Raw genomic sequence first — 15,578 nt, forward strand, 5'->3', positions numbered from 1 at the left:
GGTTCGGTGACGGTGCGCGCATCCTTTGCCCGCTCTGCCTGTCGCGACCGGCTTCATCGCAGGCATAAAAAAACCCGTCAGCAAAAAGCTGGCGGGCTCCACAATTTGGGGATTTCAAAGAAAAGCAGTGGCACTTATTCAGACTCACCCTTAACAAAAAAGTTCTGGACGGAGTCAAAAAAATTTTATAAGGGCAAAATCGGCCAGATAATCACAATCAGCGTGCCGGCCAGCGTCAGCAGCACGTTGGCGATGGCGTAGGTACCGGCATAGCCCAGCGCCGGAATATTGCTGCGCGCCGTGTCGCAGATAATCTCCATCGCTGGCGCGCAGGTGCGCGCGCCCATAATCGCGCCGAACAGCAGCGCGCGGTTCATGCGCAGCACGTAGGCGCCAAACAGGTAGCAGATCACCACCGGCAGCAGGCTCACCAGCAGGCCGCACAGCAGCATCAGCGCGCCTTCGCTGCCGAGACCGTGATTAATACCGCTGCCGGCGCTCAGGCCCACGCCCGCCATAAACACCATCAGCCCGAACTCTTTCACCATAGTCAGCGCACCCTGCGGGATATAGCCGAAGGTGGGATGGTTGGCGCGCAGAAAGCCGAGCATAATGCCAGCGAACAGTAGCCCGGCGGCGTTGCCGATGCCGAAGCTAAAGTTGCTGAACTGAAAGGTGATCAGGCCGATCATCAGCCCGACGATAAAAAAGGCGCAGAACGCCAGCAGATCGGTCACCTGGCTGTGGATCGCGATAAAGCCGATGCGATCCGCCACGTTTTTCACGCGCTTCGCCTCGCCGCTGACCTGCAAAATATCGCCTTTATGCAACATAATGCTGTCGTCGATCGGCATCTCGATCTGACTGCGAATAACGCGGTTGAGGAAGCAGCCGTGATCGGTGAGATTGAGTTTGCTGAGGCGTTTATTCACCGCATTATGGTTCTTCACCACAATCTCTTCCGTCACGATGCGCATATCGAGCAGATCGCGGTCGAACACCTCTTTGCCGTTGCGGAAGCTGGCGTCGAGGCGCGCGTGCGCGTCGGGATAGCCCACCAGCGATATTTCGTCGCCGAGCTGCAGCACCGCATCGCCGTCCGGGCTGGCCAGAATGCCGTTGCGGCGGATGCGCTCGATATAGCAGCCGGTCTGGCGATAGATCCCCAGCTCGCGCAGATTCTTGCCGTCGCTCCATGCCACCAGCTCCGGGCCGACGCGGTAGGCGCGAATAACCGGCAGAAAGACTTTGCGCTGGCTGTCGGCATCCAGGCCGCGCTCGCGTGCGATTTGCTGCGCGCAGGTAGGCAGATCCTGATGCTGCAGGCGCGGCAGATAGCGCGCGCCGAAAATCAGGCTCACCAGACCGATCAGATAGGTCAGGGCGTAGCCGAGAGAGAGGTGATCCTGCATCAGCGCCAGCTGATCGCGGTTGCTGATGCTCTGCCGCAGCGTATCGCCCGCGCCGACCAGCACCGGCGTCGAGGTCATCGATCCCGCCAGCATCCCCGCCGTCAACCCGATATCCCAGCCAAAGAGTTTGCCGAAGCCGAGCGCCAGCAGCAGGGCGCTGAGCACCATCACGATCGCCAGCAGAAAATAGTTTTTACCGTCGCGGAAGAAAATAGAGAAAAAGTTAGGGCCTGCTTCAACGCCGACGCAAAAAATAAACAGCATAAAGCCGAGGCTCAATGCGGCGGTATTTATCGCAAAGTGTTGCTGCCCGAGTAATAAAGAAACGACTAATACCCCAATGGAATTTCCTAGCTGCACTGAGCCGAGGCGCAATTTACCCAGGCAAAGGCCGAGTGCTAAAACGACAAATAATAACAGAACGTCATTTCCGCTTAACAAATCTGCGACGTTTATGTTCACTGTTTAACTTCTTGTTTACTTGTAAGCTGTTGATGAGAGGCCTGTTTTTCGCTATCTTGTGCAGGCCGCGCAGTGAGCCTGCTGTTTGATTTAAACAGGTCACTCTTAGACGGCAGGTATTCTAATCATAAAAATCACCCTCAGCCATTAGCTTATAATTTCATACCGCTAACGGCCTGTTTCATTTTATTTCCACCAGAAAGCGCGGCAGGTTGTTGTCATTGTGATGATTTTCAATAGATGGGGGTGATATGCCACGGCGTTCCTTACGCTGGACCAGTGCGATGCCTGGCATTGTGCTCTACAGTCTGGTGTTTATTTATGCGCATCGTTACTGGCTGGTGGGCAATGTGCCGCTGGGCGGACAGCCAGAGCTGCTGCTTTTTCTGCTGCCGGGCGCGGTAATGGCGCTGCTGCATGCGGATAGCCCGCTAAAAAGCACGCTGCTGATGGCGCTCTGGGGTACGCTGCTGGGCGTGGTGCTGCTGCATAATACGCTGCTGGCCCACACCAGCTGGCTTACCCTGCTGGTCTGGAGCCTGAGCGCGCTCTTCTGGGCAGGCAGCGGCGCGCTGCTGGTTCGCCTGGCGCGCATCGTCTGGCGCTGACGCCAGAACGAAAAAACGGGCCGAGTCGGCCCGTTGCGCTGGCAAAAAAACTTATGCGCTCAGGTTTTCTTTCGTCCAGGCCGCGAAGTCGGTGTAGCCGCCGATATGCTGCTCATCAACAAAAATCTGCGGTACGGTGCTGACCGGTTTGCCCGCGCTTTTCTCCAGATCCGCTTTGGTAATGCCTTCCGCCTGGATATCTACATACTGGTAGCTAAAGTCGTCGCGCTCGGCGCTGAGCTTGTCGGCCAGCTCTTTCGCACGGACGCAATAGGGGCAGCCAGGACGACCAAAAATCACAGTAACCATGAAAAGCTCCTTAATTCGGGCTATTTAATGTGACCCATGTCACATAAGCTCAGGATGGATGGTCATTATGATGCCCGCTCAAACCGCTTAAAGAAAGCAGGAAATGCCTGTTAGTCTGATGCGCGTCGTCTATGCAAGTTTTTGAACCTTGACCATAATTGACGGCCTAAGCCCGGTGCGACCCAGGAGAATGTTGATGATCAATGTGGCGCGTTTACCCAAAGTCTTGCTGATCATGGAAGCGCTCGGCGGCCTGCTGACGCTGTGCGCGCTGCTGCTGGCCAACCGCTGGCTGCCGCTGCCCGCGAATGCTGACGGCAAGACGCTGGCGACTGCGCTGCTGATTATCGGTATTCTGCTGATGCTGCCCGCCGCCTGGCTGATGATATGGCGCACCGCGCAAGCGATGGCGCCGCAGCTGTTTGGTCGCACCGTTAATAAAAATGAGACTCGCCGGAGACCTTAATGACACCGACTATCGATCTATTGTGCAGCCACCGTTCAATTCGCGCCTTTACCGACCAGGCGATCGGTGCAGAACAGCGTGAGGCGATTATCGCCGCGGCGCAATCGGCGTCCACCTCCAGCTTTCTGCAGTGCTCTTCGATTATTCGCATCACCGATCCTGCGCTGCGCCAGCAGCTGGTTACGCTGACTGGCGGTCAGCAGTGGGTGGCGGACGCCGCGGAGTTCTGGGTATTCTGCGCCGACTTTAACCGCCATCTGCAGATTTGTCCCGATGCGCAGCTGGGCCGCGCCGAGCAGCTGTTGCTCGGCTGCGTCGATACCGCGCTGATGGGGCAGAACGCCATGGTCGCCGCCGAATCTCTCGGCCTGGGCGGCGTCTTTATCGGCGGTATCCGCAACAATATCGCGCAGGTTACTGAGCTGCTCGGCCTGCCGAAATTCGTGCTGCCGCTGTTCGGCTTCTGCATCGGCTATCCCGCTGCCGTGCCCGACCTTAAGCCGCGCCTGCCCCACGCGATGCTGGTGCATGAAAACCGCTATCAGCCGATCGATCCGCAGGTGCTGGCCGATTACGACAGCCGCACAGAGATCTATTACGAGCAGCGCGACAGCAATCAGCGCAGCGAGACCTGGAGCGAACTGATTCAGCGTCTGATCGTAAAAGAGACGCGCCCCTTTATGCTCGACTACCTGCACCAGCAGGGCTGGGCGACGCGCTAACGCTGAAGAGGATCGATAATGAAAATCGCTATCCTGTCGCGCGACGGGCAACTTTACTCCTGCCGACGCTTGCGTGAGGTTGCCGAGCAGCGCGGGCATGAGATTCAAATTATCGATCCGCTCTCCTGCTACATGAATATCAACCCGGCGTCGCCGGCGGTGCACTACCGCGGCGAGGCGCTCGGCCATTTCGACGCGGTTATTCCGCGCATCGGCTCCGCCGCCACCTTTTACGGCACGGCGGTGCTGCGCCAGTTCGAGATGTGCGGCAGCTACCCGCTCAACGAGTCGCTGGCGATCGCCCGCGCGCGCGACAAGCTGCGCTCGCTGCAGCTGCTGGCGCGTCAGGGCATTGATATGCCAGTAACCGGCTTCGCCTCGTCGCCGGACGATACGCAGGATCTGATCGCCATGGTGGGAGGCGCGCCGCTGGTGGTGAAGCTGGTGGAAGGCACGCAGGGTATCGGCGTGGTGCTGGCGGAGACGCGGCAGGCGGCGGAGAGCGTTATCGACGCCTTCCGCGGCCTTAACGCGAATATTCTGGTGCAGGAGTTTATTCAGGAAGCGCAGGGACGGGACGTGCGCTGTCTGGTGATCGGCGACGAAGTGGTCGCGGCGATTGAACGCGAGGCGAAAGAGGGCGATTTTCGCTCTAACCTGCATCGCGGCGGCAAAGCGCATCCGGTAGAGATTACGCCGCAGGAGCGCGCCATCGCGGTTAAAGCGGCTGCGACGCTGGGACTGGACGTGGCGGGCGTCGATATTTTGCGCGCGCGGCGCGGGCCGCTGGTCATGGAGGTTAACGCCTCGCCTGGCCTGGAAGGGATCGAAACCCGTACCGGCATCGATATCGCCGGGCGGATGATCGACTGGATAGAGCGCAACGCTTTGCCCGGTTTCAGTCTTAAAACCGGCGGCTGACGCGCGCTTTTCAGCGGTTTTCGTAGCGTCATGCGCATTTTTTCCGTAAGCTTAGTCGCCTGTTTATTCACCCCTTGGGACACTACGATGGATTCTCTTGTCGTTCCGGATATCGACCTGTTGCGTCGCTGGCTGGATCAGCAAAATATCACCTGGTTCGAATGTGATGCCTGTCAGGCACTTCATCTGCCGCACATGCAAAATTTCGATGGGGTATTCGACGCCAAAATCGATCTGGTCGACAACGTTATTCTCTTCTCCGCGCTGGCGGAGGTAAAGCCAACAGCGCTGATCCCGCTGGTCGGCGATCTGTCGCAGATCAACGCCAGTTCGCTAACGGTAAAAGCCTTTGTCGACATTCAGGACGACAATCTGCCGAAGCTAATTGTCTGCCAGTCCCTTGCGACCAGCGCCGGGTTGACCTTTGGCCAGTTCGCCAGCTTTATGAAGCAGAGCGAAGAGCAGGTCTCCATGGTGATTATGGAAGCCTTCGCCAATAATCTGCTGATGATGGGCGAAGAAGAAGAGCGCGCGCCGGTGAGCTTCAGCCACTCGCTGCTGCACTAGAACAGCCCCTTTTCCGACCCGTTTTAACTGCCGCTTTATGCGGCAGTTTTCATTTCCGGCCCACCATTTTTTATTCTGCATTTTGCCCTTTACTGCCAGATATTTCTCGTGGTTTGTGCCGTTCCTGCCAGACCACATAGCACAAACATGCATAACCTGTCGCTAAAAGGCGTTTTTTACGCTGGGGTATGGTAGCGACAGGGTAGCGAGGCTATTCTTGCGGGGCTGCATAAGACGTGGATTCGCAGCGCAGGTATCAGTTTTTACTATTAAACTCTCAATGAATATTGATTCATTGTGTCTGTGAATTGACGCACAGCTCGCAGCGCTGGGTTCCGCTTTAGCCAGCCTGTAACGATCCGCTCAGGAGGAAATAAAAAGATGTTCAATCAAAAAAAATGGTTGTCAGCTGCGGTTACCGGCGTACTGATGGTCGCCTCTGCAGGATCGATGGCGGAAGATAAAACGCTGCATGTCTATAACTGGTCAGATTATATCTCGGCGGACACGGTGCCGAATTTTGAAAAGGCGTCTGGTATTAAGGTGGTCTACGACGTCTTCGACTCCAATGAAGTGCTGGAAGGCAAACTGATGGCGGGCAGCACCGGCTACGATGTGGTGGTGCCATCATCCAGCTTCCTCGCGCGCCAGCTGCAGTCCGGCGTCTTCCAGCCGCTGGATAAGAGCAAGCTGCCGAACTACAAAAATCTCGATCCTGAGCTGATGAAAAAGGTTGCTCAGCACGATCCAGACAACAAATATGCGATTCCCTATCTGTGGGGCACCACCGGCATCGGCTATAACGTCGAGAAGGTGAAAGCCGCGCTGGGCGCCGACGCGCCGGTTAACAGCTGGGATCTGGTGCTGAAGCCGGAAAACCTTGAAAAGCTGAAGAGCTGCGGCGTTTCCTTCCTCGACGCGCCGGAAGAGATTTTTGCCACCGTGCTCAACTATCTGGGTAAAGATCCCAACAGCTCAGACGCCAAAGATTACTCTGGCGCGGCGACCGATCTGCTGCTGAAGCTGCGTCCCAGCATCCGCTATTTCCACTCCTCGCAGTACATCAACGACCTGGCGAACGGCAACACCTGCGTTGCTATCGGCTGGTCTGGCGATATTCTGCAGGCGAAAAACCGCGCTGAGCAGGCGAAAAACGGCGTGCATCTCGCCTATAGCGTGCCGAAAGAGGGCGCGCTCGCCTTCTTCGATATGATGGCGATCCCGAAAGATGCGAAAAACGTCGACGCCGCCTATCAATGGCTGAACTACATCATGGATCCGAAAGTGATTGCCGACGTTTCCAACAAGATGTCCTACGCTAACGGTAACAAGGCGTCGCTGCCGCTGATCAATGCCGATATCCGCAACAATCCGGGCATCTTCCCGACGCCGGAAGCGATGTCGAAGCTGTTCGTGCTGAAGGTGCAGGATCCGAAGCTGGATCGCGCGCGCACTCGCGCATGGACTCGAGTGAAAAGCGGAAAATAAGCGGCTCTTTATTTCGTAAGCTTACAACCTGGAACAGAGGCGCTGCGCTGGCCTCTGTTTTCCTTTTTTTGCGGCTGGCTTAGCCGTTCCGCGTAGACCGGAGTGACTGTTAGTGAACGACGCGATCCCTCGTCCCCAACCTAAAACCGCAAAGGCGTTAACGCCCTTGCTGGAGATCCGCAACCTGACCAAATCGTTCGACGGCCAGCACGCCGTGGACGATGTCAGCCTGACCATCTATAAAGGCGAAATTTTCGCGCTGCTCGGCGCCTCGGGCTGCGGCAAATCGACGCTGCTGCGCATGCTGGCGGGTTTTGAGCCGCCGACCAGCGGCCAGATCGTCCTGGACGGCCAGGATCTCTCCCACGTGCCGCCTTACCAGCGCCCGGTCAATATGATGTTTCAGTCCTACGCGCTCTTTCCCCATATGACGGTGGAGCAGAATATCGCCTTCGGCCTGAAGCAGGACAAACTGCCGAAGGGCGAAATCAACGCGCGCGTGCAGGAGATGCTGGCGCTGGTGCATATGCAGGAGTATGCGAAGCGCAAGCCGCATCAGCTTTCCGGCGGTCAGCGTCAGCGCGTGGCGCTGGCGCGCAGCTTGGCGAAACGCCCCAAGCTGCTGCTGCTCGACGAGCCGATGGGCGCGCTGGATAAAAAGCTGCGCGACCGCATGCAGCTTGAGGTGGTCGATATTCTGGAGCGCGTCGGCGCGACCTGCGTCATGGTGACGCACGATCAGGAAGAGGCGATGACCATGGCGGGCCGCATCGCCATTATGAACCGCGGCAAGTTTGTGCAGATCGGCGAGCCGGAAGAGATTTACGAGCATCCGACCACCGTTTACAGCGCCGAATTTATCGGCTCGGTGAATGTCTTTAGCGGCATGCTGCGCGAGCGTCAGGAAAATGGTCTGGTGATCGACAGCCCGGGGCTGGTGCATCCGCTGAAGGTCGATTCCGATGTGTCAGTGCCGGATAACGTGCCGGTTCACGTCGCGCTGCGCCCGGAAAAAGTGATGCTGTGCGAGGAGGTTCCGGCGGATGGCTACAACTTTGCCGTGGGGGAAGTGGTGCATATCGCCTACCTTGGCGATCTCTCTATCTACCACGTCCGGCTGAAAAGCGGACAGATGATCAGCGCCCAGCTGCAGAACGCCCACCGCTTCCGCAAAGGGCAGCCAACCTGGGGCGATGAAGTCCGCCTCTGCTGGGATGTTGACAGCTGTGTGGTTCTGACGGCCTAAGGAGACGCAATGAGTCAACTCTTTCACCCCAGCAAACCGCCGGGCGCACGGCTGGCGGGTACGCCGCTGCAGCGCTGGGCGACGCGCATGAAAATGCGCCACGGCCGCAAGCTGGCGATCGCGCTGCCTTACCTCTGGCTGGTGCTCTTTTTCCTGCTGCCGTTTTTAATCGTACTGAAAATCAGCTTTGCCGATATCGCGCGCGCCATCCCGCCCTATACCGAGCTGATCAGCTGGGCTGACGATCAGCTCAACCTGGTGCTTAATCTCGGCAACTACCTGACGCTGACCGACGATCCGCTCTACGTGGACGCCTACCTGCAGTCGCTAAAGGTGGCGGCGATCTCGACCCTGATCTGCCTGCTGGTCGGCTACCCGCTCGCCTGGGCGGTGGCGCACAGCAAGCCCTCGATGCGCACCATCCTGCTGCTGCTGGTGATCCTGCCCTCCTGGACCTCGTTTCTGGTGCGCGTCTACGCCTGGATGGGGCTGCTGAATAACAACGGCATCCTGAACCGCTTTCTGATGTGGCTGGGGGTTATCGACCATCCGCTGGTGATCCTCTATACCAACACGGCGGTCTATATCGGCATCGTTTACTGCTATCTGCCGTTTATGGTGCTGCCGATCTATACCGCGCTGACGCGCATCGACTATTCGCTGGTAGAGGCCTCGCTCGATCTCGGCGCGAAGCCGCTGAAAACCTTTTTCAGCGTTATCGTGCCGCTGACCAAAGGGGGCATTATCGCCGGCTCAATGCTGGTATTTATCCCGGCGGTGGGCGAGTACGTGATCCCGGAACTGCTCGGCGGACCGGACAGCATTATGATTGGCCGCATCCTGTGGCAGGAGTTTTTCAACAACCGCGACTGGCCGGTCGCCTCGGCGCTGGCGGTGATTATCCTGCTGATTTTGATCCTGCCGATCGTCTGGTTCCATAAGCATCAAAACCGTGAAATGGGAGAGAAGGAATGAATCAGCTGCCTGCGATTCGCTCGCCGTGGCGCACCGCCATTCTGCTTTGCGGCTTCCTGTTTCTCTATGCGCCGATGCTGCTGCTGGTGGTTTACTCCTTTAACAGCTCGCAGCTGGTAACGGTGTGGGAGAGCTTCTCATTCCACTGGTATCGCGTGCTGTTCCAGGATGAAGCGATGCTGGATGCGGTCGGGTTAAGTCTGACCATCGCCGCGCTGAGCGCTACCATGGCGGTGGTGCTCGGCACGATGGCCGCGGTGGTGGTGGTGCGCTTTGGCCGCTTCCGCGGGCACACCGGCTTCGCCTTTATGCTGACCGCGCCGCTGGTAATGCCCGACGTGATCACCGGCCTGTCGCTGCTGCTGCTGTTCGTCGCCATGGGTAACGCCTTTGGCTGGCCGAGCGATCGCGGCATGCTGACCATCTGGCTGGCGCACGTTACCTTCTGTACCGCCTATGTGGCGGTGGTGATCAACTCGCGCCTGCGCGAGCTGGATCGCTCGATTGAAGAGGCGGCGATGGATCTGGGCGCGACGCCGCTCAAGGTCTTCTTTGTGATTACCGTACCGATGATCGCTCCGGCGATCGTCACTGGCTGGCTGCTCGCCTTTACCCTGTCGCTGGACGATCTGGTGATCGCCAGCTTTGTCACCGGGCCGGGCGCGACCACCTTACCGATGGCGATCTTCGCCACCGTGCGGCGCGGCGTTAACCCGGAGATCAACGCGCTGGCGTCGCTGATCCTGTTCGTCGTCGGGCTGGTGGGCTTTATCGCCTGGCGCTGGATGGCGCATGAAGAAAAGCAGCGGATTCGCGATATTCAGAAGGCCAGACGTGGCTGAAATCACTGATCTTTGCCACTATAAAGGCGGGCGGATTTTTCCGCCCGTCTGCGTGCAGTGATGGAGCCTGGCCATGTCCGAAACCCTGAAAAAAGGCGATTTTCTCTCTCTTGCCCCCGTACCGGTCACGGTAGCGGGCATCGCCATTATCGCCACGCGCTGTCTGAGCGTGCTGATGCTGGCGAACGAGCTGGGTGTCGAGGAGATCGTCAATTTTGTGCATCGCAGCGCGCAGGCCTGGGACTCTACCCTTATCTTTATCGCCAGCCAGCTGATCTTTTTCTATGAGCTGCGCTGCGCCTTTCTGCTGCTGCGCGGCAGCAACCGCGGCCGCTGGGGCTTCGCCATCACTCAGGCGGTAGTGCTGTTCTATATGCTGCTGGCGTCGACCGGCACTATCTATCCCGAGATCTTCAGCATCAGCGGCGCCAGCAATGCGCAGATCATTCACCATACCCTGATGCAAAAGCTGCCCGATCTGCTGGTGCTTGGGCTGCTGTTTGTGCCGACCGCCAGCCGCGCATTTTTCCGCAAGCGGTGATACAATCGCGCTCCGCCCGACCCCCTTGAATGACACAGGCCTTACCCCATGCAATGCGCGCTCTATGACGCCGACCGCTGCCGCTCATGCCAGTGGCTGGAAAAACCCTATTCACAGCAGCTCAGCGACAAGCAGTCGCGGCTGAAGGCGCTGCTGGCGCAGCAGCCGGTCGGGCAGTGGCTGCCGCCGGTCACCTCGGCGCAGCAGGCGTTTCGCAACAAGGCGAAGATGGTGGTCAGCGGCAGCGTCGAGCGGCCGGTGCTGGGCATGGTGCAGCGCGACGGCAGCGCGGTGGATCTCTGCGCCTGCCCGCTTTATCCCGCCAGCTTCGCGCCGGTTTTCGCCGCGCTAAAGCCCTTTATCGCCTGGGCGGGCCTTACCCCCTATAACGTGGCGCGCAGGCGCGGCGAGCTGAAGTTTCTGCTGCTCACCGAGAGCACGCAGGGCGGCATGATGCTGCGCTTTGTGCTGCGCTCCCGTGAAAAGCTGGAGCAGCTGCGCGCCGCGCTGCCCTGGCTGCAGCAGCAGCTGCCGCAGCTAAAGGTTATCTCGGCGAATATTCAGCCGGTGCATATGGCAATTCTGGAAGGGGATGAGGAAATAGCCCTGACGCCGTCGCAGTCGCTGGCGGAGAATTTCAATCAGGTGCCGCTCTGGATCCGTCCGCAAAGCTTTTTCCAGACCAACCCGCAGGTCGCTGCTGCGCTTTACGCCACCGCGCGCGACTGGGTCAGCGAGCTGCGCATCAGCAGCATGTGGGATCTCTTTTGCGGCGTCGGCGGCTTCGGCCTGCACTGCGCCACACCGCAGATGCAGCTGACCGGCATTGAGATTAGCGCCGAGGCGATCGCCTGCGCGCAGCGTTCGGCAGAGATGCTGGGGCTGGAAAAGGTCAACTTCGCCGCGCTGGACTCGACCGCCTTCGCTACCGGGCGCGACGCGGTGCCCGACCTGGTGCTGGTTAATCCGCCGCGGCGCGGCATTGGCGCGGCGCTCTGCGACTATCTCAGCCGCATGGCGCCGGAGACCATTCTCTATTCAAGCTGTAATGCCGAGAGCATGGCGCAGGATATCGCCCGGCTGGCAGATTATCGCGTGACGCGCGTGCAGCTGTTCGACATGTTTCCACATACCGCGCACTTCGAAGTGCTGTGCCTGCTGACGCGCCGCCGCGCGGAAGAGGAGGGTGGGCCAGCGTCCTGAGCATCAGATCCAGGAACGATGCAGAACCGATCGGACGCCTGTCCGCTGGCCCATAGCTGCGGGTTACTCAGGGAACCACTTCTGATTCAGCTGCTGCAGGGTGCCGTTGCTCTTCAGCGCCGCCAGCGCGCCGTTCAGCCTGTCGCGCAGCGCGTCGTTGCCTTTGCGCACCGCGATGCCCAGGCCGGTGCCGAAGTAAGCCTTATCCGTCACGTGTTCGCCTACCGGCGCTAAATCAGCGTTGGTTTTCAGCCACTGGTTCACCACCGCCGTATCACCGAACACGCCGTCAAGACGGCCATTTTTCATATCGAGAATCGCGTTCTGATAGCTGTCATAGGCGACGGTGACGATCTCAGGATGCTTCTCCTGCAGATATTTCTGGTGCGTCGTGCCGTTTTCAACGCCGATACGCTTGCCCTTGAGCGAGGCAAAATCGCTAAACTTGCCTTTACGCGCGATAACGATAGCGGAGTTGGCGTAGTAGGGCTGGGTAAAATCGACCTGCTTGCTGCGATCCTCGGTGATATCCATACCGGAGATCACCGCGTCAAAGCGGCGGAACTTCAGCGAAGGGATCAGGCTGTCGAAGGCGTTGTTGGTAAAGGTACACTCCGTCTGCAGCTGCTGGCAGATCGCTTTGGCCAGATCGATATCGTATCCCACAATCTGATTGTCGCGATCCAGCGATTCAAACGGGGGATAGGTCGCGGAAGAGGCGAAACGGAGGGTATCCGCCGCGTGGGCGCTTAGAGTCAGCGTCGCCAGCGCGGCGGCAAGGATCCATTTTTTCACTGTATAACTCCTGAAAACCATACCAGAGGCGGAATGGTTGACACGATGCCAGTAAATGAATCCTTATGCAATATTTGTGAGTAAAAAATTAAAAAGGCGAGCATTGCTCGCCTGGATATTAACTTCTGCGCTCAAAAGCCAGCGCGCGTCGCTCTATCAGCCGCATCATCAGCGTCAGCAGGCCGTTCACCACCAGATAGACCAGTCCGGCGGCGGCGAACACCATCACGTCGTAGGTGCGGCCGTAAAGCAGCTGGCCATGACCCATCACCTCCATCAGCGTAATGGTGTAGGCGAGCGAGGTCCCTTTGAACACCAGCACCACCTCGTTGGAATAGGAGGAGAGGGCGCGCTTAAACGCATAGGGCAGCAGAATACGCAGCGTATCCTTGCGGTTCATCCCCAGCGCGGCGCAGGATTGCCACTGGCCTGACGGGATAGCGCGCATCGCGCCGTAAAAGAGCTGCGTGGTATAGGCGGCGCTGTTTAGCGACAGCGCCAGCATGGCGCACAGCCACGGCTGCGACAGCAGGTGCCAGAGCCAGGGAATCCTCTGCAGGCTGGGAAACTGGCCGGGACCGTAGTAAATCAGGAAGATCTGTACCAGCAGCGGGGTGCCGGTAAACAGGGTGATATAGATTTTCACCAGCGGGTTAAGCAGCGGCGTTTTCAGCGACAGCACCACCGTAAACAGCAGCGCCAGCACCAGCGCCACCAGCAGCGACGCGACGGTCAGCGTCAGGCTGGTATGCAGCCCTTTCAGAATCTCAGGTAAGTAGCTCAGCATCAGCCGTTCCCCCGCTCAAACCGCGTCGTGCGCAGCTCAATACGGCGCAGCACCGCCTGGCTCAGCAGCGTAATCACCAGATAAATGGCTGCGGCAATCAAAAACCAGGTAAAGGGCTCCTGGGTACGGGTTGCGATACTTTTGGTCTGCAGCATCAAATCGTTAACGCTAATCAGCGACACCAGCGCGGTATCCTTTAACAGCACCAGCCACTGGTTGCCCAGTCCGGGCAGCGCGTGACGCCACATCTGCGGCATAATCAGACGCAGGAAGATGGCGGACTTTTTCATGCCCAGCGCCTGACCCGACTCCCACTGACCCTGCGGTACCGCCTTCAGCGCACCGCGCAGCGTTTGCGAGGCGTAGGCGGAGTAGAGGATCGCCAGCGCAATAACGCCGCACAGAAACGGGCTGACGTCGAAGTTCTCGATCTCAACCTGCACCGGCAGCTGAAACAGGCCGAAATTGAGGGTAAAGCCGTCGGAGAGCACCAGCAGCAGCTGCGAGGCGCCGAAATAGATAAACAGCACCACCAGAATTTCCGGCAGGCCGCGAATTAAAGTCACCAGCGCCGTGCCGATCCACGCCAGCGGCTTGATGCGCAGCGACTCCCAGCCGGCGAAAATCATCGCCAGCGCAAGGCCGGCGATCAGGGCGCAAACAGCGAGGCCGACGGTCATGCCGGCGGCGCTGGCGAGAGGATAGAACTCACTCATGGTTAATTACTGCTGGAACCATTTGCTGTAGATGGTTTTATAGGTGCCGTCGGCCTTCACCTTCTCCAGCGCGGCGTTGAACTTCGCCTGCAGATCGGTGTTGCCCTGACGCACGGCGATGCCGAGACCGGTGCCGAAGTAGGCTTTGTCGGTAACCTTATCGCCGACCGCCGCCAGGCTGGCGTTCTGCTTCAGCCATTCGTTAACCACCGCCGTGTCGCCGAACACCGCATCAATACGGCCGTTTTTCAGATCCAGCACCGCGTTCTGGTAGCTGTCGTAAGGCACGGTGATGATATCGGCATGCTGGTCGTTCAGGTATTTCTGGTGCGTGGTGCCGTTCTGCACGCCGACGCGCTTGCCTTTCAGCGCGGCCACGTCGGCCACTTTGCCTTTCTGCGCAATAAACAGCGCGGAATTGTCATAGTAGGGCTTGCTGAACAGCACCTGTTTTTCACGCTCGGGGGTGATGTCCATACCGGCCATCACCGCGTCGAAACGGCGGAACTTCAGGCTCGGGATCAGGCTGTCAAACGCCTGGTTGGTAAAGGTGCAGGTGGCGTTCATCTCTTTGCAGAGCGCATTGGCGAGATCAACGTCGAAGCCCTGGATTTTGTTGCTGGCGTCGACGAACTCAAACGGCGGATAGGAGGCTTCGGTGGCGAAGCGAATAGTCTGGGCCGCCGACGCGCTCAGGCTCAGACCAGCAAGCAGTGCAGCAAGTACGATTTTTTTCATTGGGAGCTTCCTGACTTAATGCGAAAGATAATGTGCAAACGCCTCGGTTTGCGGCTGTGTAAATCGACTGGCATCGCCCTGTTCCACGATATGACCGTTCTCCATATAAACCACGCGGCTGGCGGTTTTACGGGCTACTTCCACTTCGTGCGTCACGATGACCTGAGTAATGTGCGTCTGGGCGAGTTCGCGAATAATGCTGACGATCTGCGCGGTGATTTCCGGATCGAGCGCGGCGGTCGGCTCGTCAAACAGCAGCACCTGCGGCTCCATCATCAGGGCGCGCGCAATGGCGACGCGCTGCTGCTGGCCGCCAGAAAGGTGCAGCGGGAAACGGTCGGCATAGGGCGTCAGGCGCAGGCGATCCAGCAGCTTATCGGCGCGCGCGCGCGCCTCTGCTTTGCTGAGGCCCAGCACGCGGCACGGCGCTTCGATCAGGTTCTGCACCACGGTGAGATGCGGCCAGAGATGATATTGCTGGAAAACCATGCCGACATTCTGACGCAGCTCGCGGATGGCAGCGTCGGACGGCGTCTTGCTGAAGTCGAAATGATTACCGGCGATTTTCAGGCTGCCCGAGCGTGGCTGCTCCAGCAGGTTAAGCACGCGCAGGAGTGAGCTTTTCCCCGCGCCGCTTGGGCCGAGCAGCACCAGCGTTTCGCCTTGCGGGCAATCCAGATTGATGTCAAACAGCGCCTGATGGGCGCCGTAAAAGCAGTTAATCCCGTTTAGTTGAATACTCATGCGCAAATTTTGAATAGCCATTAGTGCCGCGAATCT

At 58.7% G+C, this 15,578-nt stretch carries 18 protein-coding genes; 11 read left to right on the forward strand and 7 right to left on the reverse strand.

Annotation, left to right across the window (positions count from 1 at the left end):
- Positions 1-185 precede the first annotated feature (185 nt).
- Entirely contained in the window at positions 186-1,874 is a 1,689-nt protein-coding gene (locus tag MHZ97_RS02040; protein ID WP_103795315.1) for an aspartate:alanine antiporter, read from the reverse strand.
- Between the two features lie 251 nt (positions 1,875-2,125).
- Between MHZ97_RS02040 and ybjM the strand changes: the two genes are divergently transcribed.
- The gene (ybjM, locus tag MHZ97_RS02045) at positions 2,126-2,482 is read left to right on the forward strand and encodes an inner membrane protein YbjM (protein ID WP_239312451.1); all 357 of its coding nucleotides are present in this window, start codon (positions 2,126-2,128) and stop codon (positions 2,480-2,482) included.
- A 51-nt stretch (positions 2,483-2,533) separates the two neighbouring features.
- On the opposite strand, the gene MHZ97_RS02050 is transcribed toward ybjM, so the two are convergent.
- A complete protein-coding gene (locus MHZ97_RS02050) occupies positions 2,534-2,791 on the reverse strand; it encodes a GrxA family glutaredoxin (protein WP_103795317.1) in 258 nt (85 codons plus the stop codon).
- Between the two features lie 196 nt (positions 2,792-2,987).
- On the opposite strand from MHZ97_RS02050, the gene MHZ97_RS02055 reads away from it, so the two are divergent.
- The 10 genes from MHZ97_RS02055 to rlmC all read left to right on the forward strand — a co-directional run bounded on the left by MHZ97_RS02055 (position 2,988) and on the right by rlmC (position 11,762).
- Complete coding sequence (locus MHZ97_RS02055; protein ID WP_239312448.1) at positions 2,988-3,257, forward strand: DUF1418 family protein; 270 nt, start codon at positions 2,988-2,990, stop codon at positions 3,255-3,257.
- Positions 3,257-3,979: an oxygen-insensitive NADPH nitroreductase gene (nfsA, locus tag MHZ97_RS02060; protein WP_103795319.1), complete on the forward strand. Its 723-nt coding sequence runs from the start codon at positions 3,257-3,259 to the stop codon at positions 3,977-3,979. The genes MHZ97_RS02055 and nfsA overlap by 1 nt, the downstream gene beginning before the upstream one ends.
- 18 nt (positions 3,980-3,997) lie before the next feature.
- Complete coding sequence (rimK, locus tag MHZ97_RS02065; protein WP_103795320.1) at positions 3,998-4,900, forward strand: 30S ribosomal protein S6--L-glutamate ligase; 903 nt, start codon at positions 3,998-4,000, stop codon at positions 4,898-4,900.
- A gap of 87 nt (positions 4,901-4,987) precedes the next feature.
- The gene (locus MHZ97_RS02070) at positions 4,988-5,467 is read left to right on the forward strand and encodes a YbjN domain-containing protein (RefSeq protein WP_033789230.1); all 480 of its coding nucleotides are present in this window, start codon (positions 4,988-4,990) and stop codon (positions 5,465-5,467) included.
- Between the two features lie 381 nt (positions 5,468-5,848).
- The gene (gene potF, locus MHZ97_RS02075; RefSeq protein ID WP_103795321.1) at positions 5,849-6,955 is read left to right on the forward strand and encodes a spermidine/putrescine ABC transporter substrate-binding protein PotF; all 1,107 of its coding nucleotides are present in this window, start codon (positions 5,849-5,851) and stop codon (positions 6,953-6,955) included.
- Between the two features lie 112 nt (positions 6,956-7,067).
- On the forward strand, positions 7,068-8,201 hold the full coding sequence (gene potG / locus MHZ97_RS02080) for a putrescine ABC transporter ATP-binding subunit PotG (RefSeq protein ID WP_158253390.1): 1,134 nt from the start codon (positions 7,068-7,070) through the stop codon (positions 8,199-8,201).
- A gap of 9 nt (positions 8,202-8,210) precedes the next feature.
- Positions 8,211-9,176 (forward strand): putrescine ABC transporter permease PotH, encoded by a 966-nt coding sequence (gene potH, locus MHZ97_RS02085; protein WP_103795323.1) that lies wholly within the window; start codon positions 8,211-8,213, stop codon positions 9,174-9,176.
- Positions 9,173-10,018 (forward strand): putrescine ABC transporter permease PotI, encoded by an 846-nt coding sequence (potI, locus tag MHZ97_RS02090; RefSeq protein WP_103795324.1) that lies wholly within the window; start codon positions 9,173-9,175, stop codon positions 10,016-10,018. The genes potH and potI overlap by 4 nt, the downstream gene beginning before the upstream one ends.
- A 73-nt stretch (positions 10,019-10,091) precedes the next feature.
- Positions 10,092-10,559 carry a YbjO family protein gene (locus MHZ97_RS02095; protein WP_103795325.1) on the forward strand — a complete coding sequence of 156 codons (468 nt, stop codon included), beginning with the start codon at positions 10,092-10,094 and terminating at the stop codon, positions 10,557-10,559.
- A 48-nt stretch (positions 10,560-10,607) separates the two neighbouring features.
- Entirely contained in the window at positions 10,608-11,762 is a 1,155-nt protein-coding gene (gene rlmC / locus MHZ97_RS02100; protein WP_239312428.1) for a 23S rRNA (uracil(747)-C(5))-methyltransferase RlmC, read from the forward strand.
- 63 nt (positions 11,763-11,825) lie between these two features.
- On the opposite strand, the gene MHZ97_RS02105 is transcribed toward rlmC, so the two are convergent.
- The 5 genes from MHZ97_RS02105 to artP form a co-directional block, all read right to left on the reverse strand.
- Complete coding sequence (locus MHZ97_RS02105) at positions 11,826-12,557, reverse strand: arginine ABC transporter substrate-binding protein (protein ID WP_103795327.1); 732 nt, start codon at positions 12,555-12,557, stop codon at positions 11,826-11,828.
- A gap of 118 nt (positions 12,558-12,675) precedes the next feature.
- Positions 12,676-13,344 (reverse strand): arginine ABC transporter permease ArtM, encoded by a 669-nt coding sequence (gene artM / locus MHZ97_RS02110; RefSeq protein ID WP_239312414.1) that lies wholly within the window; start codon positions 13,342-13,344, stop codon positions 12,676-12,678.
- Complete coding sequence (artQ, locus tag MHZ97_RS02115) at positions 13,344-14,060, reverse strand: arginine ABC transporter permease ArtQ (RefSeq protein WP_239312411.1); 717 nt, start codon at positions 14,058-14,060, stop codon at positions 13,344-13,346. Before artQ ends, artM begins: the two co-directional genes overlap by 1 nt.
- 6 nt (positions 14,061-14,066) lie before the next feature.
- On the reverse strand, positions 14,067-14,798 hold the full coding sequence (gene artJ / locus MHZ97_RS02120) for an arginine ABC transporter substrate-binding protein (RefSeq protein ID WP_239312408.1): 732 nt from the start codon (positions 14,796-14,798) through the stop codon (positions 14,067-14,069).
- Positions 14,799-14,813: 15 nt separating this feature from the next.
- Complete coding sequence (gene artP, locus MHZ97_RS02125; RefSeq protein ID WP_103795331.1) at positions 14,814-15,542, reverse strand: arginine ABC transporter ATP-binding protein ArtP; 729 nt, start codon at positions 15,540-15,542, stop codon at positions 14,814-14,816.
- Positions 15,543-15,578 lie beyond the last annotated feature (36 nt).

It is taken from the genome of Pantoea sp. ACRSC, assembly GCF_022346785.1.
Classification (GTDB): Bacteria; Pseudomonadota; Gammaproteobacteria; order Enterobacterales; family Enterobacteriaceae; genus Pantoea; species Pantoea alvi.

Bases quoted from the DNA above. Each gene is read 5' to 3' on its own strand.
- ybjM (WP_239312451.1), top strand. From the start codon at position 2,126: ATGCCACGGCGTTCCTTACGCTGGACCAGTGCGATGCCTGGCATTGTG.
- MHZ97_RS02050 (WP_103795317.1), bottom strand. From the start codon at position 2,791: ATGGTTACTGTGATTTTTGGTCGTCCTGGCTGCCCCTATTGCGTCCGT.
- MHZ97_RS02055 (WP_239312448.1), top strand. From the start codon at position 2,988: ATGATCAATGTGGCGCGTTTACCCAAAGTCTTGCTGATCATGGAAGCG.
- nfsA (WP_103795319.1), top strand. From the start codon at position 3,257: ATGACACCGACTATCGATCTATTGTGCAGCCACCGTTCAATTCGCGCC.
- rimK (WP_103795320.1), top strand. From the start codon at position 3,998: ATGAAAATCGCTATCCTGTCGCGCGACGGGCAACTTTACTCCTGCCGA.
- MHZ97_RS02070 (WP_033789230.1), top strand. From the start codon at position 4,988: ATGGATTCTCTTGTCGTTCCGGATATCGACCTGTTGCGTCGCTGGCTG.
- potF (WP_103795321.1), top strand. From the start codon at position 5,849: ATGTTCAATCAAAAAAAATGGTTGTCAGCTGCGGTTACCGGCGTACTG.
- potH (WP_103795323.1), top strand. From the start codon at position 8,211: ATGAGTCAACTCTTTCACCCCAGCAAACCGCCGGGCGCACGGCTGGCG.
- potI (WP_103795324.1), top strand. From the start codon at position 9,173: ATGAATCAGCTGCCTGCGATTCGCTCGCCGTGGCGCACCGCCATTCTG.
- MHZ97_RS02095 (WP_103795325.1), top strand. From the start codon at position 10,092: ATGTCCGAAACCCTGAAAAAAGGCGATTTTCTCTCTCTTGCCCCCGTA.
- rlmC (WP_239312428.1), top strand. From the start codon at position 10,608: ATGCAATGCGCGCTCTATGACGCCGACCGCTGCCGCTCATGCCAGTGG.
- artM (WP_239312414.1), bottom strand. From the start codon at position 13,344: ATGCTGAGCTACTTACCTGAGATTCTGAAAGGGCTGCATACCAGCCTG.
- artQ (WP_239312411.1), bottom strand. From the start codon at position 14,060: ATGAGTGAGTTCTATCCTCTCGCCAGCGCCGCCGGCATGACCGTCGGC.
- artJ (WP_239312408.1), bottom strand. From the start codon at position 14,798: ATGAAAAAAATCGTACTTGCTGCACTGCTTGCTGGTCTGAGCCTGAGC.
- artP (WP_103795331.1), bottom strand. From the start codon at position 15,542: ATGAGTATTCAACTAAACGGGATTAACTGCTTTTACGGCGCCCATCAG.